Below are 19,028 nucleotides of genomic sequence, written 5' to 3' on the forward strand. Positions count from 1 at the left end.
CGGGCCGGTCAGGGCACCGAGCAGGTGCCGTTGGGCGTGAGCTCCTGCGTCCCCACGAGGGGCTTCGCCGCCGCGAGGGGGGCGGCCATCGCGATCCCGGAGCCCACCGGGGTGCCGGCCGGCAGCGCCTGCGCGTCCCGCGCGCCGCGGTCCGTGGCCTCCTCGAGCACCCGGTCGAGGTCCTCGTGCAGCAGATCGAAGTCCGGGTAGGTGGGGAAGGACGGGTCGTAGTACGGCGGGCCGGCGGCGTACTGCACGAGCTCGTGCTCCTTGGCCTTGAGCGCCACGTCCACGAACGAGCCGATCTGGCTCTGCGGGATGTCGGTCTCGACGACCTGTGTGCCCGAGTTGGCGAGGTCCTCGAACCGGGTCAGCACGTTGACGGGGTTGAGCTGCTTGAGCATCGCGGCCTGTACGCAGCGCTGGCGCGCCTGGCGGTCGTAGTCCGTGGCCCCCTCGCGGGACCGGGCGTACCAGAGGGCGTGGTAGCCGTCCAGGCGCTGGACGCCGGGCTCGATGTACCCGAAGATCTCGTTCGGCAGGCCCGTCACCAGGTCGGTGCCGCCGCCGATCGGGACGCGCCCGCCGACGTCGATGGTGATCCCGCCGAGGGCGTCGACGAGCTGCTCGAAACCGTTCATCTCGACGATCGCGTAGGCCTGGACCTCGATGCCGAGGACGCCCGAGGCGGCGTCCTTCATGGCCTCGGCGCCGGGGTCCGCGGCGTCGGGGTAGAGCTCGGCGTGGTTGTTCGTGACGTCGGTGTAGAGGGCGTTGAGGATGCACTCGTCGCCGCAGTCGAAGCCCTCGGGATAGACGTCGGCCAGCGGCGAGTCCGAAGGGAAGGGCGCGTTCTGCAGGTTGCGCGGCAGGGAGACGGTCACGGTCCGCCCGGAGTCGGCGTCCACGCTGAGCACCGTCATCGAGTCGGGGCGGCGGCCCGAGCGGTCCTCCCCGGAGTCGGTGCCCATGAGCAGGATGTTGTACCGCCCGTCCGCGGGCCGGAAGGGCAGCCCGCCCCCGAAGACGTCCGAGACCGCGCCGCGCGTCACGGACAGCAGGTAGGCGGACCAGGCCAGTCCGCCGGAGGTCACGAGCATGAGCGCCACGGTGGCCGCGGCCACCGCGCGGCGGGTCCGCTGCACGAGCAGGCCGGGCCGGACGAGCCGGAGCGTGTCGAAGAAGAGCAGCGCCCATCCCACCGCCAGGGCCACGAGCCCGGCGATCAGCAGCAGGGACGTGAACGAGTTCGTCAGGAACCAGACCAGGGGAGTGCGCCACAGCACCAGGGACAGGAGCGCCAGCGCCGCCGCGGCCCAGACCACCACGTCGACCTTGAGGGCCGCCCGGCCGACGGCCCGCCGGCCCGCGACGAGCTGCGCGCTGCCGGGGACCACGAGCGTGGACAGCAGCAGCGTCCACGCGCGCCGGGCCCGGGTGCCGTCCCCGGCGTGCTGCGGGTGGCGCAGCGGATCCGTGAGCCGGGGCGGGCTCGCCGCGTCGTCGTCGACGCCCCGCACGGCCGTCACGGCGTCGGGCGGGAGGTCCCGGGACCGGGAACCCTCGGCGGACGGGTCGTGGGGCGGGCGGGGATCGTGCTCAGCGCGGGGGGTGTGGCCGTTCACGGGCAGCTCCGGCGAGGAAGGGCGGGCAGGGGGAAGGACGGGAGGGCGGGAGCGCGGGCGCCCGGGTCAGCCGTCGAGGCGGGTGCGCAGGGCGGCGCCCTTGGCGTGGGCGGTCTCCCGGAGCTCGTCGGCGAAGCGCAGGAGCTGCCCGCGCAGGACCTCGGCCTGCGGGTCCGCGCCGGCGGCGAGGATCCGGGCGGCCAGCAGCCCGGCGTTGCGCGCCCCGCCGATGGACACGGTGGCCACCGGGACGCCGGCGGGCATCTGCACGATCGACAGCAGCGAGTCCATGCCGTCGAGGGTCTTCAGGGGGACGGGGACGCCGATCACGGGCAGGGGCGTCACCGAGGCGAGCATCCCCGGCAGGTGGGCGGCGCCGCCGGCCCCGGCGATGATCACCCGCAGCCCCCGCTCGTGCGCCCGCCGACCGTACTCGATCATCTCGGTGGGCATCCGGTGGGCGGAGACGACGTCGGCCTCGTACGCGATCCCGAACTCCTCGAGGGCGGTGGCGGCGGCCTCCATCACGGGCCAGTCGGAGTCCGAGCCCATCACGACGCCGACGACGGGCTGCTGCTTCTCGTTCACTGGTGCTCCTGGGCTGCTCGGCGGGTGGGGGCCGCCATCGCGGTCCGGTCTGGGGCTACGCTATCCGTCCCGGCTGGACGGGCCGTGGGAGGCACGCGGGTCAGGCCTGCCCGTCGCGCAGCACGGCGGCCACGCGGGTGGCCCGCCGGCGCAGCTCCGGGATCTCGTCCGCGGTGCCGGTGAGGTTGACATGGCCGATCTTGCGCCCGGGCCGCACGGCCTTGCCGTAGTTGTGGATCTTGGCGCGGGGCTCTGCGCCCATGGCCGCCCGGTAGGCGCCGAAGAGGTCCTGGTTCGCCCCGCCCAGGTAGTTCTTCATCACCGCGGACCCGCCGATCAGCCCGGTGTCCCCGAGCGGGAGGTCCAGCACGGCGCGCAGGTGCTGCTCGAACTGGCTGGTCACGGATCCGTCCATGGTCCAGTGCCCGGAGTTGTGCGGGCGCATGGCGAGCTCATTGACCAGGAACCCGGTGCCGCGGCCGGGGGTCTCGAAGAGCTCCACGGCCATCACGCCGGTCACGCCCAGCTCGGTGGCCAGCGTCCGGGCGGCGTCCGCGGCCGCGGACGCGACCTCGGGACGCAGATGCGGGGCGGGCGCGAGCACCTCGTCGCAGACGCCGTCCACCTGGATGGACTCCACCACCGGCCACGCCCGCACCTCGCCGGAGGGGGTCCGGGCCACGAGCGCGGAGAGCTCGCGGGAGAACCCGACCTTCTCCTCCGCCAGCAGGGGCCCGTCCGTGCGGGCGAACCACTGCGCCGGCTCGGCGCCGCGGGCGTCCTCGGCGGTGCCGAGCACCATGACGCCCTTGCCGTCGTAGCCGCCGCGCGGGGTCTTGAGCACCACCGGCCAGCCCGTGCGCTCCCCGAAGGCGATCAGCTCCTCGACGTCGGCGACCGCCTCCCACCGCGGGTTCGGCAGCCCGAGGCGCTCCACGGCCGCGCGCATCCACAGCTTGTCCTGGGCGTGCACCAGCGCGTCCGGGCCCGGGCGGACGTCCACGCCCTCGGCGAGCAGGGTCTGCAGGTGCTCGGTGGGCACGTGCTCGTGGTCGAAGGTCAGCACGTCGACGCCCGCGGCGAACCGGCGCAGCACGTCGAGGTCGGTGTAGTCGCCCACGGGGGCGGTGGGCACGGCGGCGACCGCCGAGACGTCGGGGCCCTCGGCGAGCACGCGCAGCTCGATCCCCAGGGCGGTGGCGGAGGGCGCCATCATGCGGGCGAGCTGCCCGCCTCCGACGACGCCGACGACAGGGGCGGTCACAGAAGAATTCACCCGACCAGGGTATCCCGGTCCGCCGGGACCGCTCGGCGGGCCGGGATGCCCTGCCTCCGGGGCCGCCCGCCGCCCGGTCTCCGGCGTCGTGCTCCCGCCTCGGCCCCGGCACCTGCCCGGCACGGGCCCCGCGACGGCCAGGGGACTGTGCTGTAACTCTCCGGTGCCGTGCAGGAGGGGCGGGGTAGGATGTGCCGAGGTCCGCCGCGGGTGCTCTCCCGTGCGCGTCGACCGCCGCGCCGGCCGGCGCCCACCGCCTCACCACCTGGGAGACCTGAAGCCGCGTGAACCGCCTCGTCGACCGTTTCGATGCCCTGTGGCACCTCTTCGTCAAGGAACTCATGAAGTTCGGCGTCGTGGGCGCCCTCGCGTTCGTGATCAACGCGTCGCTCACCTGGATCCTGATGCACACGGTGTTCGAGGACGGCCACCTCAAGGCCAAGTTCGTGGCGACCGCCGTGGCCATCGTCTTCGCGTGGGTCGCCAACCGGCTGTGGACCTTCCGGCACAAGCGCCAGTCGGACAAGCGCCGCGAGCTGGTCCAGTTCCTCGTGGCCAACGGCATCGGCATGGCCATCGAGCTCGGCTGCCTCGGCTTCAGCTACTACGTGCTGGGTCTCACCAGCGCCTACGCGTCCTTCGTGTCCGGCACGATCATCGGGACCATCCTCGGCACCGTCTTCCGGTACTTCGCCTACCGCTTCTGGGTGTTCACCGAGGAGCTCGACGAGGACCCCAACTTCGCGGACACCGCGGCCCTCGAGATCGCCCTGATCACGGGTCACCAGCCCGCGGAGGGCGCCGAGCACCCCCACCGCGCGCACCAGCACCCCCACCGGGAGGGCGCCCGCCACCGCGCGGGGAGCGCGGCGGCCCCCGGCTCGGACACCCACGAGAGCCACGAGAGCCACGGGAGCACGGAGCCGGCGGAGGGGCGCTGAGCCGTTCCGCTCAGAACGCGACGGCGTTCTCGGCCGCCAGCACGGACCGCCAGCCGTCGTCGGCCGCGTCCGCCGGACGGTCCGTGACGACCGCGGCCCGGCCCCCGGCCAGCACGGCCAGCACGCGCAGCAGGAACTCGGCGTCCATCCGCCGGCCCGGCACGTGCACGGCCGACGCCGTCCCCCACACGTCCTCCCGCCCGGCCGCGAGCTCGCCCGCGGCCGGCATCAGCCGGTCGTGCGGCAGGAAGCCGTCGTCGGTGCCCGCGGCCCGGAGCGCGGCACCGTCCGGCGCCGGCTCCTCGAGGCCGTCGTAGACGTCCGCGTGAGAGCGGACCTCGGCGCAGTAGTCGAGGACGTCCCCGTCCGGCAGCTCGCCGCGGTGGCCGAGCGAGAGCGCCGGCCGGTCCAGGACCACGGCCCGCGCCCCGGCGGGCACCCGGTCCAGCAGCGGGGGCGTCGCCCCCTGCGGGTCGACGAGGCCCACCACGGCCCGGTCCCCGGGCTCCGCCGCGTCCTCGCGGGGATCGACCACCCGCACCGCGGCCCCCATGGTCCACGACCCGAGGACGGCCGCGAGACTGCGCCAGTGCACCTCGTCGCCGACGGCCACGACGTCGCCCGCCTCGAGGTCGAGCTCGTCCACCCACAGGTTCGCGGTCTTGGCCACCCAGTTGTCGAGGACCCGCCCCGAGAGCTCCACGCGCTCGCCGTCCCGGCCGTACCAGATCAGGGCCGGGCGGCTGCTGCTGCGCAGCTTGTCCACCAAGCGGGGGACAGATCGGGGGGTCGGGGTGTCCATGGTTCCTCCTCGTGGCTGCCGTGCCCGCGGCGGCGGTTCGGCATATGCGTAGGGCCGCATTCTTCGCCCTCTGCGGCATTCCTGTCGAAAATCGGGCCGTGACGTGGAAAAACGTCTACTCCCAAAGACATTCTTCCCGGATATCGTGGCATGGGCGGTCACCCGGGACGGGTTGACTCCGTACTAGTTACACACGTGTAATTGGGAAGTCCGGCAGACGATCAGCAAGGATACGTTCTCCGGGATGCACAGGGTCGGCGACCCCCGTACTGCGCCGCACCCGAGCAATCGTGTCGGATGGAAGGAAAGTCATGGGAGAGGCCGCACGACAGCAGGTCGTGGAATCCAGCCCCCTCGAGGCCCGTCGGCTGAGCATGCGCTCGGTGCCGGAGGACTGGTTCGTCGATCCCGTCGACCCCCGGGCCGCCGAGCGGCACGCCCGCCGGGCGGCCGGGAGCATGGAGGACCAGGCCACGGCCTACCTCCGGGCCCACGAGGCCGTCCAGAACCTCTCCGGCGCCGGCGCGGCACCCGCTCTCGACCTGCTCGAGGCACCGGCGGCCGACGAGGGCTCCGACTGGAGCGCCGTGGCCGGGCTGTACGCCGTGGACGAGGACGAGGGCGAGCTCGCGTGGCAGACCGACGCACTGTGCGCCCAGACCGACCCGGAGGCCTTCTTCCCCGAGAAGGGCGGGTCCACGCGTGACGCCAAGCGCGTGTGCGAGGCCTGCCCCGTGCAGGCGGAGTGCCTCGACTACGCGATGAGCAAGGACGAGAAGTTCGGCATCTGGGGCGGGCTCTCCGAGCGCGAGCGCCGCCGCCTCCGCCGTCTCGCCCGCTGAGGTAGTTTCGGGCCATGAGCTCCTCCGGCAGTCCCACCCGCCTCTGCTCCCGCCAGACCTGCAGGCGGGACGCCGTCACGACTCTGACCTACGTGTACTCGGACTCGACCGCCGTCGTCGGCCCGCTCGCCGGGCACGCGGAGCCCCACGCCTACGACCTGTGCGCCGTGCACGCCGACCGGCTCACGGTGCCCCGGGGCTGGCGCGTGGTCCGGCTGGAGCCGCCGGAGGCGAGGGCCCGGCGCGAGGACATCGGCGCCGTGGCGGAGGCGGTCCGGGAGGGCGAGCCCCCGGCGCCCGTCCGCGACCGCCCGCGGACGGTGCTACGCGACGTCTCCCTGCCGCGACCCTCCTCCCCGGCATCCCCGGCACCGCACGCGCCGCGTCCTGAGAGCCCCCGCACGAGCCCCCGGACCGGCGGCCGGGCGGGTGCCCCGGAGCGTGCCGCACCGGGCGGCCCGACGACGGCCCCGCAGCGCCCCTCGGTGCCCGCCCCGGAGAACCCCCGGGCTGCCGGCGCGGAGGACCCCCGGGGCCCCGCCACCGGCATCTCCCGCCCGGCCGTGCCCGAGCGCGCTCCGCGGCCGGCCCCGGAGCCGGCCCCCGAGGTGCCGTGGAACGACGTCCCGGTGCCCGCGGCCCTGCACCGGGCGCACCTGCGCCGGCCCGCCGTGCCCGGGGGCTCCGCCCGGCCCGAGGCCTGAACCGCGCGTCCCCGGCCGGTTCCGCACCGTGCCCGTGCTCCGCCCCTAGGATGAGCCGCAGACCGCACCTGTCCGGTGCGGAAGGCTCTTCCCCCCGGAGCACCAGGAGTCCCCCCATGACTGTCCCTGCAACGACGCAGCCGGCTCACGAACTCCACACCGAGTTCCACACCGGTCTCCGCACCGAGACCCGCCACGAGAGCCGGCCGGCGCGGCACCACGAGGCACCGGCCGACCGCCGCCCCGCCCCCTGGGCGCTGCCGGTGCCCGAGCCGGAGCCGGTGCCCCCCGTGGCGGTCGCCCTGGCGCCCGGTCTGCTCGAGCTCCTGCGGTGCCCCCTCACGGGCGGGACGCTGATCCCCGTGGACGCCGACCGGCTGATGAGCGACCGCCCGTTCCGGGACGGCGTGCACCCGGTCTATCCGATCGCCCACGGCATCGCCTGCCTGACCCCCGGGTGATGACGCACCGGCCACGTCGCCGGGGGTCACGAAGGCGTTAACATTCGTGACCGAGGGGCGGCGGGTGCGGTCCTGCGCGGCCGGCGGACCTATCGTGGGAAGCAGTTCCCCAGCGTTCCCCCCACCCCCCAGACGCCCGAGGTGCCGCTTCCCATGCCCCTGTCCTCCTGCCCGGTTCCCGCGCCCCCCGCCCCGCGAGCGCTGCCGTCCCCCCGGCGCCTGGTCGCGCTGGGGGCCGTGACGGTCCTGCTCGCCACGGGCTGCGCGCAGGCCTCCGGGACCCCCGCGGCAGAGCCGGCCGCCACCGCCCCGGCCGCCACCGCCCCGACTACCACCGCCTCGGCCACGCCGTCCCCGAGCGGGCGGGCCACGGCCGCACCGGCCGAGGTCACCGTCGCCCCCGCGGACGCGGCGGTCGAGCACAACCCCGTGGAACCGGTCGTGGTGCGCGCCGACGGGGGCGAGCTGACCGACGTCGTGCTGGTGCCCGCCGCCGGCGGGGATCCGGTGCCCGGGGAGCTCTCCGCCGACGGCCGCACCTGGACCAGCACCGCGGTCCTGGCCTTCGACACCCCCTACGTCGTGCACTGGAGCACCGCCTCCGGGACGGGACCGACCACGGGCACCAGCACGTTCACGACCGTCCTCGCGGCGAACGAGGTCGACGCGCGCCTCAACGTGGCCGAGGGCGGGGTCTACGGCACCGGTCAGGTCCTGGAGTTCACCTTCTCCGAGCCCGTCGTGCACAAGGAGCAGGTCGAGGAGGCCGTCACCGTGGACGGCGGCGGCGACCGGGCGGGCGCCTTCCGGTGGTACTCGGACACGATGCTGCGCTACCGCCCCGCCGAGAAGTGGGCGCCGCGCTCGGAGATCACGGTCTCCCTGGACCTCCTCGGACTCGACGTGGGCCACGGCATGGTGGGCAACCACGACCTGCGCCGGAGCTTCTCGACCGGCGCCGAGCACTACGCCCGGGTGGACAACGAGACCAAGACGCTGACCGCCTGGGTGGACGGCGAGGTCGCGGGGACGTTCCCCGTGACCCTGGGCAATCCGGACTGGCCCTCGACCACCGGGCAGAAGGTCATCATGGAGCAGGCCCCGACGTACCTGTTCAAGGCCTCCTCGCTGGAACTGGAGCCGGGGGACCCGCACTGGTACGACACGTTCTGGGCCTCCAACGTGTCCCGGCTGACCGCCAGCGGCGAGTTCGTGCACCAGGCGCTGCCCTCCGCGCTGCCCGTCCTGGGGATCGCCAACGTCTCCCACGGATGCGTGGGCATGCCGCCCGAGGGCGCGAAGTTCATCCACGACGTGTTCCGGCCCGGGGACGTCGTGGAGGTCGTGGGCACCGGCTACCCGCAGGCCGATCCCGACGACGGGTACGGCGACTGGAACATCCCGCTCGAGCACTACGCGGACGAGGAGTGGAAGGGCGACTGGTGAGCCCCCGCAGGTGAGGGAGGGGGCCGGCGGTGGGTAGGATCGGGACCGGCCGGAGCGGACCCGCCCGCCCCGGACCACCGACCCCCTCCGACCGAAGGACCCGCCCGTGGCCACCCCCAGCAACGACAAGGCGCCCTGGCAGCAGGCAGACCCGCCCGCGGACGACCGGCAGCGCGAGGAGCCCGTGTGGACGGGCCTGCTCCCCGCCGTCGTCCCCGCGGAGAGCGCGTCCGAGGACGCGCACGACGACGACCGCCCCGGTGGGCGCGGCGGGAGCCGCGGCGCCGGGACGGGCCGCACGGGGGGCGGCGCCCGCGCCGTCGGGGCCGACGAGGCCGCGGGGGACGAGGACCCGGACGCGGAGGCGCGCCGCCGATCCGCGCTGCGCCGGGACGCGCTGGCGGACGAGCCGCGGCTGCCGCGGCTGCAGCAGGTCCTCCTGGCGCTCGTGCTCCCGCTCGCGCTGCTCGCCGCGGCCGTGCGCGTGGTGGCCACGCCGCTGTTCCTGTGGGCGGAGTACCACCGCCCGGGCTTCCCGGCGGACTCCTACGGCTTCTCCACCGAGGAGCGGATGGTCTTCGGCTCCTACGGGCTGGACTACGTCATGAACTGGGCCCCGGCCGGGTTCCTCGGCGGGCTGCAGGACGCGGACGGCGCCCCGCTGTTCCTGGGCTCCGAGGTCGCGCACATGACCGACGTGAAGATCGTGCTGCAGGCCGCGCTCGCGGTGGTCGCGGTCCTCGCGCTGCTCGGCCTCGTCTCGTGCCTGTACCTGCGGGCGAAGGCCCCGGGGGCCGCCTCCGGCGCCCTGTTCTTCGGCTCGTGGCTGACCGTGGCGCTGCTGGTGGCGCTGGCCGTCGCCGCGGTGCTCGGCTGGCAGCAGTTCTTCGCGCTGTTCCACTCCCTGTTCTTCGCGGACGGGTCCTGGACCTTCCGGGCCTCGGACACCCTCATCCGGCTGTACCCCACCCAGTTCTGGATGGACGCCGCGATCGCCGTGGCCGGCCTCGCCCTCCTGGGGGCGCTCGCGGTCATGGCCGCCACCTGGCCCACGGCCTTCCGCCGGCACCGGGCCCTCGACCGGGTGCGCCGGCGGCAGGAGCTCAAGCGGCGGCTGGCCGGTCGCTGAGCCGGCGGGTCAGATCCAGGCGGTGAACCACATCCGCTCCCGCCACTGGGCGTACTCGACGGTCTCCGCGTACCAGACGGGGGCGAAGTGCGCGCTGAGCAGGAGCACCGCGGCCGTGAACACCCCCACCACCGCGAGACCCGCGCGCCGGCGCCGCACGGTGTCCCCGGGACGGCCCAGGACCAGGCCGAGCATGCCGGCGAGCATGAGCATCAGGGCCGGCTGCACGGGCAGCGCGTAGAAGTAGTACATGGTGCGCTCGGGGTACAGGAACCAGGGCAGGTACCCGGCGGCGAACACACCGGTCAGCGCCCCGAAGCGCCAGTCCCGCCGCACGGCCCACAGCCACGCGGCCACGAGCACGGCGGCGATCGCCGTCCACCACAGGAGCGGGTTGCCGATGTTGAGGATCGCCTGCGAGCAGTGCTCCACCGCGCACCCGGACCTGCCCCGCTCCGGGTCCTCGTAGAAGTAGGAGGTGGGCCGGCCCAGGGTCAGCCACAGCCACGGCAGCGCCTCGTAGGCGTGCTCGGTGCCCAGGCCGCTGTGGAAGCCGTAGGCGGAGGAGTGGTAGGCCCACAGCGAGCGCAGGGGCGCGGGCAGCCACTGGGGGCCCTCGCCCGGGTGCTGCTGCGCCCAGGTGCGGTCGTAGGCGTCCGTCGAGGCGAACCAGCCCGCCCAGGTGGACACGTAGACCACCAGGCCCGTCCCGACGACCGCGAAGAACGCGGGCACGCCGTCCTTGAGCACCCCGGCGGGCAACCAGCGCCGCACCCCGGCCACCCGGCGGGCGTTGAGGTCCCACAGCACCGTGAGCACGCCCAGCCCGGCCACCAGGAACAGGGCGCTCCACTTCACGCCCACCGCGAGCCCGCAGGCCGCGCCCGCCGCGATCCGCCACCAGCGCACGCCCAGCCACGGCCCCCACTCCAGGCGGCGCCGCAGCTCCGCCTCCGGGACGTCGCGGCCCGGGGCCACCCCCAGCCGGGCGACCAGGCGGCGGCGCCCGTGCTCCCGGTCCAGCAGGAGCAGGACGAACGCGAGCAGCACGAAGAACATCAGGAACACGTCCAGCATCGCGAGCCGCGACTGCACCAGGTGCAGCCCGTCCACCGCGGTGAACAGCCCCGCGAGCGTGGCCACCGTGACCGAGCGGAAGAGCAGCCACCCGGCGGCGCACACCAGTGCGATGGACAGCGTCCCGACCAGGGCCGCGGAGAAGCGCCAGCCCAGCGGGTCCTCGGTGCCGAAGAGCCACATGCCGAACGCGATGAGCCACTTCCCGGCCGGCGGGTGCACCACGTAGGAGGGGGTGGCCAGGGCCTCCGGCGGGGTGCCGGCCACGAACAGCTCGTCGGCGCCCTCCGGCCACTGCCGCTCGTAGCCGTGCAGCAGCAGCGAGTAGGAGTCCTTCACGTAGTAGGTCTCGTCGAAGACGATCGCGTCCGGGTGGGAGAGCCGGTGGAAGCGCAGCAGCCCGCCGAGCAGGACCACCAGCAGCGGCCCCAGCCACGCGAGCCGGGCCACCGCCGCGGGGGCCGGCAGCAGCCGCTCCCGCAGGGCGGCGGGGGCCAGGGACCGGCGCAGGGTGCCCACCGGTGCCGCCGGCCGAGGCTCCGGCGCCAGGAGTGGGGCGCGCACCGAGGAACTCACGGTGTCATCGTAGGGGACGCGTCCCGGCGCCCGCTGAGCCGCGGGGGAGGCCCGCGGAGCGCGCCGTAGAGTGGACCCGTGCACACGGAACCCCACGACGACACTCCTGCCGACGCCCCCACTGACGCCGCCGACGCCCGGAACGGCGCCCCCACCGACGCCGCCGACGCCCGGAACGGCGCCTCCGACGGCGCCGCCGCGGGCCCCGGGCAGGTGGTCCTGGCGGGCACCCCGATCGGCAACCTCGGGGACGCGCCGCCCCGGCTGCGGGCGGCCCTCGAGACCGCGGACGTGCTCGCCGTGGAGGACACCCGGCGGCTGCGCCGGCTCACCGCCGGGCTCGGGGTCACCACGCGCGGCCGGGTGCTCACCCACCACGAGCACAACGAGGCCGGACGGGTCGCCGAGCTGCTCGACGCCGTCCGGTCGGGAAGCACCGTGCTGGTCCTCTCCGACGCCGGGATGCCCACCGTCTCCGACCCCGGCTACCGGCTCGCGGAGGCCGCGGCCGCCGAGGGCCTGACCGTGACCGCGATCCCCGGCCCCTCGGCGGTGCTCATGGCACTGGCCGTGTCCGGCCTGCCCACGGACCGGTTCACGTTCGAGGGCTTCCTGCCGCGGAAGTCCTCGGAGCGTGCCGCTCGGCTGGCGGAGCTCGACGGCGAGCGGCGCACCATGGTCTTCTACGAGGCCCCGCACCGGCTCGAGGTCATGCTCGCCGCGCTGCGGGACGCGTTCGGCCCGGGCCGCCGGGCGGTCGTCGCCCGGGAGCTCACCAAGCTGCACGAGGAGGTCGTGCGGGGCTCGCTCACCGAGCTCGTGGACTGGTGCGGGCAGGGGCAGGTGCGCGGGGAGATCGCCGTCGTCGTCGCCGGTGCCCCCGCCCCCGAGGCCGCGCGACCCGAGGACCTCGTGGCCGAGGTGGAGGCGCTCGTGGCCGCCGGGACCCGGCTCAAGGACGCCGCCGGCCGCGTGGCCGAGCGCACGGGCGTGGGCAAGCGGCAGCTCTACGAGACGGTGCTGGCGGCCCGCAAGGCATAGGGGCGGTCCGGCCCGGGCGTCGCCTCACAGGCTCGCCGCGCCCCGGTGAGGCCGAGTTGACCCCCGGGAGCGGACGGGGACACGGTGCGGAAACACGGCCCGTCCAGACTGGGACGTGCCGGGAGCGGGGCACGTGCCGCGCGGGACCCGGCATCCTCCTGTCCGTCCAGCAACGGAGCCATGCCATGTCCTATGTGATGCCCGCCGACTTCGTCACGAAGATGATCGACGCCGGAGCGGCGAAGGTCGCCATGTCCACCCGCGACACCCTGATCCGTGCGTTCATGGCCGGTGCGATCCTCGCGCTCGCCGCGGCCTTCGCCGTCACCGTCACCGTGCGGACGGGCGAGCCCCTGCTCGGGGCCGTGCTCTTCCCGGTCGGGTTCTGCCTGCTGTACCTGCTGGGCTTCGACCTCCTGACCGGCGTGTTCACCCTCGTGCCGCTCGCGCTCATCGACAGGCGCCCCGGCGTCACCGTCCGCTCGATGCTGCGCAACTGGGGCCTGGTGTTCGCCGGCAACTTCGCCGGGGCGTTCGTCGTGGCCGTGCTGATGGCGATCATCTTCACCTACGGCTTCTCCCTGCCCCCGGACGAGGTCGGCCGCCAGATCGGCGAGATCGGCGAGGGCCGGACCGTCGGCTACGCCGAGTTCGGCGCCGCCGGGATGCTGACGCTGTTCGTCCGCGCCGTCCTGTGCAACTGGATGGTCTCCACCGGGGTGGTCGCCGCGATGATGTCCACCAGCGTCTCCGGCAAGGTGATCGCGATGTGGATGCCCATCATGCTGTTCTTCTACATGGGCTTCGAGCACTCGATCGTCAACATGTTCCTGTTCCCCTCCGGTCTGCTCCTCGGCGGCGACTTCTCGGTCATGGACTACCTCGTGTGGAACGAGATCCCCACCGTGCTCGGCAACCTGGTGGGCGGGCTGACGTTCGTGGGGCTCACCCTCTACGCCACCCACGCCCGCACCGGGGCGCCCCGCATCCGGCCGGCGGCGCAGGAGGACCGCGTCCCGGTCGCGTGAGCGCCGGATCCGGCCGACCCGCCCCCACCAGCTCGCCGACTCCCGAGGAGCCCCGCATGACCCCGATCCTGACCAAGTCCGACGCCGCCGACCTCGTGGTCGCCGCCCGGGTGCGCCGCGGCCTGTCCTGGCGCGAGATCGCCGACGAGATCCGCGCCCCGCACGTCTGGACGACCGCCGCGCTGCTGGGCCAGCACCCGATGACCCCGGAGCAGGCCCGGCAGGTGTGCGACCTGCTGGGCCTGGACGGGACGGTCGCCGAGAGCCTGCAGCAGCAGCCGTCCCGCGGCAGCGACCCGGCGCGGATGACGGACCCCACGGTCTACCGCTTCGTCGAGGCTCTCTCCGTGTACGGGCCGGCCCTGAAGGAGCTCATCCACGAGGAGTTCGGCGACGGGATCATGAGCGCCATCAACTTCCGGGTCGACGTCTCCCGCCGGCCCGACCCGGACGGCGACCGCGTGGTGGTCACCTTCGACGGGAAGTTCCTCGACTACAAGTGGTGACGCCCCGCCCCTGACCCCGTGGCCCGCCGAGTCCCCCCGATGCTCGCAGTTCCCCCGGATCGATCGGGGGGAACTGCGAGCACCGGGGGGACTCGGCGGTCGGGCCGCTCAGCGGCGGGGCGTCGCCGAGCGGGTCGTCACCGAGCGGGGGAGCCACCGGGCGCGCCGTGCGCCGGGGCCGCCGCGCTCGGCGAGACCCGTCCGCAGCGCCGTGACGTCCTCCGGGCCGGCCTCGGGGGTCCATTCCGCGGTGCCCGGCGCGTAGAGGGCCCGCTCCACGTCCCGGCCGAGCCGCCCCAGCGCCGGCGCGGCGGCCGGGACCACGGCGCCGAGCCGGTCCACGTAGGCCCGGGGCGTCTCCGCGGCGGCGCGGCCCAGCCCGTGGTCGACACCCAGGTCCTCGACCTCCGCCCACCCCGCCAGGGCCCGATCGGCCGCCGGCGCCTGCGCGTCGCCCAGCACCCGCATCCGGCGCCGGCGCCGCCGGGACCGGAGGAGCCGGGGGAGGGCGGCCAGCAGGGCGAGCAGCGCGGCGGTCAGGATCCCGGCTAGCCAGGGCAGCCACCCGGCCGGTCCGGCGTCGTCGTCGGCCTCCGGCGCGGCGGGGGCCTCCGGGGTGGGCACGGCGGTCGGCTCGGCGGAGGGGGCGTCCTCGTCGGGGCTGTCCGCCGTGCTCGCCGGGGTGGGGGCGTCGGTCGGGGCGCCGGTGGGCTCCGCGGTGCCCTCGCCCTCCTGCGACTGCCCGTCCCCGTCCTGCGGCCCCTCGGCGGCGTAGCCGGGGAGGTCGCCGGTGCCGGGGGTCGGCTCGAAGCGCACCCACCCGGAGCCCTCGAACCACAGCTCCGGCCACGCGTGCGCGTCGCGGGGCAGGACCGTGAAGGCGCCCGCCTCCGCCGCGTCCCCGAACGGCTCGTCGGCGTCCGCCGACCCGTCCGGGGCGGCGCCGGTGGCTGGGAGGTAGCCGACCGCCACGCGGGCGGGGATGCCGAGCTCCCGGGCCATGACGGCCATCGCCGGGGCGAAGTGACCGGCGTAGCCCGTGCGCACTGCCAGGAACTCCTCGAGGGAGGCCATGCCGCCGGCGTCGTAGCCCTGCGCGAGCGGGGCGTCCACGTCGTAGCGGAACTCGTCCGAGCGCAGCCACTCCTGCAGGGCCAGGGCCTGGTCGAAGGCGGTGGGGGCGTCCCCCGCCCGCTCCCGGGCCGCGTCCCGGAGGGCGGCCGGGGTCCCGCCCGGCAGCTCGCGGAACGGGGCGAGCTCCGGGGAGTCCGGCGCGGCGGGGGCCTCGCGCAGCCGCGCGGACGTGGGCTCGGGCACGATCGAGCGGACCTCGTAGGCGGTGCCCTCCGGCGGGACCTGCGCCCCGTGCACGGTGAGGTCGAGCGGGCTCCAGGCCCAGCCGCCGTCCTCGAGCCCCGCCACGTCCACGGGCGCCCACGGCAGCGGAAGCCAGCGCTCGGACCAGTCCCGCAGCTCCACGGAGGTGCTGCGCTCGGGGCCCCCGCCCACCGGGTGCAGCGGCGTGGGCCCGAGGTCGTCGAGCTCGGGGTCCAGCCCGGTGGTGTCCGGGAACCACTCCGCCCCGGAGAAGTCGGAGAGCGTGAGGACCCGCAGCAGCTCCGGCTCGTCCGTGCTCGTCGTGTACTCGAGGCGCGGCAGCTGCTGCGCGGAGCGCAGGTCCTGTCCCACGGCCCGCAGCGGGCCCACCCCGGAGGCGCGCTCGCCGGCGAGACCGCTGCCCTGGGGGAACGCGCCGTTGACGAAGCCGGGCACCAGGCCCGGGACCAGCAGCGTCACTGCGAGCACACCGGCGCCCACCACGAGGGCCCGCGGCCAGCTGCCCGGCGCCGCGGCGGTGCGGGGCTCGCGGACCGCGCCGAAGCGCCGTCCGCCGCCGAGCAGGACCAGAGCCGCGACCACCGCGGCCGCCGTCCCGGCCGCGCCCACGCTCCCGGGCAGCACCAGGGCGGGCACCACCAGCAGCGCCAGCACGCCGAGCGCGCTGACCCCCGGCAGCCGCAGCGCCACGAGCACCGTGTCCACGAACAGGGTCACGAGACCGGTGGCGAGGGCGGCGACGAACGCGAGCGCCGCGCCCCCCGGGTACGGGGCCGGCCGCTCCGCGACGATCCCGGCCGCCTCCCGCCACAGCTCCGCGCCGAGGGACAGGCTCCCGGGGGTGGGCACGAGGCCGAGTAGCGCGGGCTCGCGCAGGAACAGCAGCGTGAGCACGAGCGTCAGGGCGCCGGCGCCGAACAGGGGCGCCAGCAGGCCCGGCAGCCGCAGCAGGCGGGACGTCGTGGTCGCCACGACCACGGCGAGGGCCGCGAGCAGCGCGCCGGGGACCCAGCCCGCGCCGTCGAGGACCCCGGTCAGCGCCACGAGGGACAGCCCGACCGCCACGAGGACCGTGCCGGCCAGGCCCAGCACGGCGCGCACCGGGCGGCGGCCCGTCCTGGTGTCCTCCGGCGGTCCGGCGGTCTCCGGCGGGCGGGTGGGCGCAGGGGCGCGGACGGCGGCGCTCACCGGACGGCCCCGGCCGCGCGGGTCCCGGAGCCCAGCTGCGCCCACGCGTCCTCGGGCGCGGCGGACGCCGGCACGACGACGACGGACCAGCCCGCCGTCTCGAGCACCCCCGCCCCGTCCGGGACGTGGTCGGGAGAGGAGGTCACCAGCACGGCGCTGCCGGCGGCCGCCCGCTGCGTGCCGCCCAGGACCCGCTCGGCGGCCGCGGCGGAGAGGTCCCCCGAGACCAGCAGCACGGGGTGGACCATGCCGTCGCGGTCGAACCGCTCGGCCAGCGCGTCCTCCGCGGTCCCGCCGGGCCCCGTCTCCCGGGGCGCGGGCTCGGGGCGGACGCGCGCGAGCCCGTGCCGGGCGTCCTCGGCGCCGTCGTCGGTGACGGCGGTGGCGCGGGTGCGGGCGGGAGCGTCGTCGTCGTCCTCGCCGCCGCGGGGGAGCGGGCGGCCGAAGGTGTCGAGGGCGTGCAGGGCGGTCTCGCGCTGGGTGAGGTGCTCGAGCACGGCGGCGGTGAAGGACACGGCCCACTCGAACTCGGCGGTGCTGGGGAGCACGCCGGCCCACAGGCGCTCCCCGGGCCAGGAGGCCTCGTCGCGGTCCAGGACCAGGGTCAGGCGGCGGGTGCTGCGGGGGTCCTCCTGGCGGACCATCAGCCGGCCCTGCTTCGCGGAGGCGGCCCAGTGCACCCGGCGCATCGGGTCGCCGTGCCGGTACTCGCGGGTGGTCACGTTGTCCGGGCCCGGCTGCGGCTGCGCCGTCCGGGACGGGTCGGTGCCGGACTCCCGCAGCCGGTCGGCGCTGATCTCCGGCAGCTCCACGGCGTCCGGCGCCACGTGCAGGGACGTGCGCTCGGAGGCGTCGAGCAGCTCGGCGGCGAGGCCGAACGGGTCGGCCACCCGCACGGTGGCCGGCCCCAGGGCGTACACGCCCCGGCGGCGGGGGCGCACGGTGTAGGCGGCGGGCTCCCCGCCGGCCTCCACGACCAGCTCGCGGTCCCCGCCCAGCGGCTCCGGGACCGTCTCGTGCACGGCGACCGCCCCGGTGACCGTCCCGCCGCGCCGGGTCCGGTGCCGCACGCGCAGCCGGACCATGGCGGAGTCCCCGGCCGTCACCAGCGCCGGGTCCACGCCGCGCTTGAGCAGCACCCTGGGCTTCACCACGTACAGGGACAGGGCCGCGAACAGGGGGGCGCCGCCGAGGAACAGGGCCAGCGCCAGCACGTCCTTGCGGCCCAGCCAGGTGGCCAGCAGAAGGCACAGGGCGCCGGCCCCCAGGAAGGCCCAGCCGCGCCCCGTGAACCGGGCGCGGGAGTCCACGGGCTGCTCCGCCCGCTCGCCCTCCGCCGTGCGTCCCGGCGCCGGCCGGCGCCTCATCGGGTCCGGGGGGTGTGCTCGGCCGGGACCCGCACCTCGTCCAGCACCGCTCGCACCAGCTCCTCCGCGGAGTCGGTGCCGGCGCGCCGGTCCAGGATCAGGCGGTGGGCGAGCACCGGCACCGCGACCGCCCGCACGTCGTCGGGCAGCACGTACTCGCGCCCGCTCAGGGCGGCCTCCGCGCGGGCCGCGGCCTGCAGCTGGAGCAGGGCCCGCGGGCTGGCGCCCAGCCGGATCTGCGGGTGCGAGCGCGTGGCCTGGCCCAGCGCCACGATGTAGGCGCGCACCGCGTCCGAGACGTGGATGCCGCGCACGTGCGCCACCAGGCGGGCCGCGTCCTCGAGGGAGACCACCGGCTGCAGGCCCTCCAGCGGGGAGCCGCCGCCGTGGTCGGTGAGCATCGTCATCTCCGCCGCGGTGTCCGGGTAGCCCATCGAGATCCGGGCCGTGAACCGGTCCCGCTGCGCCTCCGGCAGCGGGAACGTGCCGTCCATCTCCACGGGGTTCTGCGTGGCCACCACCATGAACGGGGTCGACAGCCGGTAGGTCGTGCCGTCCGCCGTGACCTGGCCCTCCGCCATGCACTCGAGCAGCGCGGACTGCGTCTTGGCCGAGGCCCGGTTGATCTCGTCCCCGATCACCACGTTGGCGAACACCGGGCCGGGCTTGAACTCGAACTCGCGCCGGGCCTGGTCGTAGACCGAGACGCCCGTGATGTCCGTGGGCAGCAGGTCCGGGGTGAACTGCACGCGCGAGACCGTCCCGCCGATCGCGGTGGCCAGCGTGCGCGCCAGCATCGTCTTGCCCACGCCCGGCACGTCCTCGACCAGCAGGTGCCCGCCGGCCAGCAGCACGCTCAGGGCCGTGCGCGCCGCCTCCGGCTTGCCGTCGATCACCGCGTTGATCCGGTCCAGGATCGCCTGCGTGTACTGGGGGAAGGACTCCATGGTCTCCTCGGCTTCCTGCTCGCGTCTGCAGCTCCCAGTATGTCTGCCCGGGCCCAGCTCGTAGATTGGTCGGTGCCCGCGTGTTTCCCGTCGGCTCTCCTGTCCGCTGTCCCGTCCTCTTTCCCGATCCGCTCCCCGAGACCTCC

At 75.5% G+C, this 19,028-nt stretch carries 17 protein-coding genes; 9 read left to right on the forward strand and 8 right to left on the reverse strand.

Annotation, left to right across the window (positions count from 1 at the left end):
* Positions 1–8 precede the first annotated feature (8 nt).
* The 3 genes from E7Z53_RS20840 to E7Z53_RS14585 form a co-directional block, all read right to left on the reverse strand.
* Positions 9–1,625, reverse strand: a complete 1,617-nt coding sequence (locus E7Z53_RS20840) for an LCP family protein (protein WP_176338039.1) — start codon at positions 1,623–1,625, stop codon at positions 9–11.
* A 66-nt stretch (positions 1,626–1,691) separates the two neighbouring features.
* On the reverse strand, positions 1,692–2,177 hold the full coding sequence (gene purE / locus E7Z53_RS14580) for a 5-(carboxyamino)imidazole ribonucleotide mutase (protein WP_095650486.1): 486 nt from the start codon (positions 2,175–2,177) through the stop codon (positions 1,692–1,694).
* A 136-nt stretch (positions 2,178–2,313) separates the two neighbouring features.
* Positions 2,314–3,429: a 5-(carboxyamino)imidazole ribonucleotide synthase gene (locus E7Z53_RS14585; protein ID WP_255219595.1), complete on the reverse strand. Its 1,116-nt coding sequence runs from the start codon at positions 3,427–3,429 to the stop codon at positions 2,314–2,316.
* A gap of 344 nt (positions 3,430–3,773) precedes the next feature.
* Between E7Z53_RS14585 and E7Z53_RS14590 the strand changes: the two genes are divergently transcribed.
* Entirely contained in the window at positions 3,774–4,430 is a 657-nt protein-coding gene (locus tag E7Z53_RS14590) for a GtrA family protein (protein ID WP_095650444.1), read from the forward strand.
* Positions 4,431–4,440: 10 nt separating this feature from the next.
* Here the strand turns inward: E7Z53_RS14590 and E7Z53_RS14595 are convergent, their stop codons facing one another.
* Entirely contained in the window at positions 4,441–5,232 is a 792-nt protein-coding gene (locus tag E7Z53_RS14595) for a TIGR03089 family protein (protein WP_146202119.1), read from the reverse strand.
* Between the two features lie 311 nt (positions 5,233–5,543).
* On the opposite strand from E7Z53_RS14595, the gene E7Z53_RS14600 reads away from it, so the two are divergent.
* The 5 genes from E7Z53_RS14600 to E7Z53_RS14620 all read left to right on the forward strand — a co-directional run bounded on the left by E7Z53_RS14600 (position 5,544) and on the right by E7Z53_RS14620 (position 9,814).
* Positions 5,544–6,074: a WhiB family transcriptional regulator gene (locus E7Z53_RS14600; protein WP_176338040.1), complete on the forward strand. Its 531-nt coding sequence runs from the start codon at positions 5,544–5,546 to the stop codon at positions 6,072–6,074.
* 14 nt (positions 6,075–6,088) lie between these two features.
* Positions 6,089–6,778, forward strand: coding sequence for a DUF3499 family protein (locus E7Z53_RS20845; protein ID WP_081994390.1), 690 nt, complete (start codon positions 6,089–6,091; stop codon positions 6,776–6,778).
* A 116-nt stretch (positions 6,779–6,894) separates the two neighbouring features.
* Positions 6,895–7,239: a hypothetical protein gene (locus E7Z53_RS14610; RefSeq protein WP_176338041.1), complete on the forward strand. Its 345-nt coding sequence runs from the start codon at positions 6,895–6,897 to the stop codon at positions 7,237–7,239.
* A gap of 153 nt (positions 7,240–7,392) precedes the next feature.
* The gene (locus E7Z53_RS14615; protein ID WP_035926681.1) at positions 7,393–8,685 is read left to right on the forward strand and encodes a L,D-transpeptidase; all 1,293 of its coding nucleotides are present in this window, start codon (positions 7,393–7,395) and stop codon (positions 8,683–8,685) included.
* A 106-nt stretch (positions 8,686–8,791) separates the two neighbouring features.
* Positions 8,792–9,814, forward strand: coding sequence for a TIGR01906 family membrane protein (locus tag E7Z53_RS14620; protein WP_081615703.1), 1,023 nt, complete (start codon positions 8,792–8,794; stop codon positions 9,812–9,814).
* A gap of 9 nt (positions 9,815–9,823) precedes the next feature.
* Here E7Z53_RS14620 and E7Z53_RS14625 read toward each other — a convergent pair whose 3' ends face one another.
* Complete coding sequence (locus tag E7Z53_RS14625) at positions 9,824–11,467, reverse strand: dolichyl-phosphate-mannose--protein mannosyltransferase (RefSeq protein WP_369597994.1); 1,644 nt, start codon at positions 11,465–11,467, stop codon at positions 9,824–9,826.
* Positions 11,468–11,545: 78 nt separating this feature from the next.
* On the opposite strand from E7Z53_RS14625, the gene rsmI reads away from it, so the two are divergent.
* The 3 genes from rsmI (at position 11,546) to cynS (ending at position 14,042) form a co-directional block, all read left to right on the forward strand.
* A complete protein-coding gene (rsmI, locus tag E7Z53_RS14630) occupies positions 11,546–12,508 on the forward strand; it encodes a 16S rRNA (cytidine(1402)-2'-O)-methyltransferase (protein WP_425323782.1) in 963 nt (320 codons plus the stop codon).
* Positions 12,509–12,693: 185 nt separating this feature from the next.
* Positions 12,694–13,536, forward strand: coding sequence for a formate/nitrite transporter family protein (locus E7Z53_RS14635; protein ID WP_115162401.1), 843 nt, complete (start codon positions 12,694–12,696; stop codon positions 13,534–13,536).
* 56 nt (positions 13,537–13,592) lie between these two features.
* Complete coding sequence (gene cynS, locus E7Z53_RS14640) at positions 13,593–14,042, forward strand: cyanase (RefSeq protein WP_035926675.1); 450 nt, start codon at positions 13,593–13,595, stop codon at positions 14,040–14,042.
* 108 nt (positions 14,043–14,150) lie between these two features.
* Here the strand turns inward: cynS and E7Z53_RS14645 are convergent, their stop codons facing one another.
* The 3 genes from E7Z53_RS14645 to E7Z53_RS14655 are packed head-to-tail and all read right to left on the reverse strand — an operon-like array spanning position 14,151 to position 18,882.
* Positions 14,151–16,568, reverse strand: a complete 2,418-nt coding sequence (locus tag E7Z53_RS14645) for a transglutaminaseTgpA domain-containing protein (protein ID WP_176338042.1) — start codon at positions 16,566–16,568, stop codon at positions 14,151–14,153.
* Positions 16,565–17,935 carry a DUF58 domain-containing protein gene (locus tag E7Z53_RS14650; protein WP_176338043.1) on the reverse strand — a complete coding sequence of 457 codons (1,371 nt, stop codon included), beginning with the start codon at positions 17,933–17,935 and terminating at the stop codon, positions 16,565–16,567. Before E7Z53_RS14650 ends, E7Z53_RS14645 begins: the two co-directional genes overlap by 4 nt.
* Positions 17,932–18,882, reverse strand: coding sequence for an AAA family ATPase (locus E7Z53_RS14655; protein WP_017832385.1), 951 nt, complete (start codon positions 18,880–18,882; stop codon positions 17,932–17,934). Before E7Z53_RS14655 ends, E7Z53_RS14650 begins: the two co-directional genes overlap by 4 nt.
* Positions 18,883–19,028: the final 146 nt, after the last annotated feature.

It is taken from the genome of Kocuria salina, from assembly GCF_013368965.1.
Classification (GTDB): domain Bacteria; phylum Actinomycetota; class Actinomycetes; order Actinomycetales; family Micrococcaceae; genus Kocuria; species Kocuria rosea.

What these genes read in the sequence shown, in the direction of transcription:
- E7Z53_RS14585 (WP_255219595.1), bottom strand. Translation starts at nt 3,429, where the DNA reads ATGATGGCGCCCTCCGCCACCGCCCTGGGGATCGAGCTGCGCGTGCTC.
- E7Z53_RS14635 (WP_115162401.1), top strand. Translation starts at nt 12,694, where the DNA reads ATGTCCTATGTGATGCCCGCCGACTTCGTCACGAAGATGATCGACGCC.
- E7Z53_RS20845 (WP_081994390.1), top strand. Translation starts at nt 6,089, where the DNA reads ATGAGCTCCTCCGGCAGTCCCACCCGCCTCTGCTCCCGCCAGACCTGC.
- E7Z53_RS14595 (WP_146202119.1), bottom strand. Translation starts at nt 5,232, where the DNA reads ATGGACACCCCGACCCCCCGATCTGTCCCCCGCTTGGTGGACAAGCTG.
- E7Z53_RS14655 (WP_017832385.1), bottom strand. Translation starts at nt 18,882, where the DNA reads ATGGAGTCCTTCCCCCAGTACACGCAGGCGATCCTGGACCGGATCAAC.
- purE (WP_095650486.1), bottom strand. Translation starts at nt 2,177, where the DNA reads ATGGGCTCGGACTCCGACTGGCCCGTGATGGAGGCCGCCGCCACCGCC.
- E7Z53_RS14615 (WP_035926681.1), top strand. Translation starts at nt 7,393, where the DNA reads ATGCCCCTGTCCTCCTGCCCGGTTCCCGCGCCCCCCGCCCCGCGAGCG.
- cynS (WP_035926675.1), top strand. Translation starts at nt 13,593, where the DNA reads ATGACCCCGATCCTGACCAAGTCCGACGCCGCCGACCTCGTGGTCGCC.
- E7Z53_RS14600 (WP_176338040.1), top strand. Translation starts at nt 5,544, where the DNA reads ATGGGAGAGGCCGCACGACAGCAGGTCGTGGAATCCAGCCCCCTCGAG.
- E7Z53_RS14650 (WP_176338043.1), bottom strand. Translation starts at nt 17,935, where the DNA reads ATGAGGCGCCGGCCGGCGCCGGGACGCACGGCGGAGGGCGAGCGGGCG.
- E7Z53_RS14610 (WP_176338041.1), top strand. Translation starts at nt 6,895, where the DNA reads ATGACTGTCCCTGCAACGACGCAGCCGGCTCACGAACTCCACACCGAG.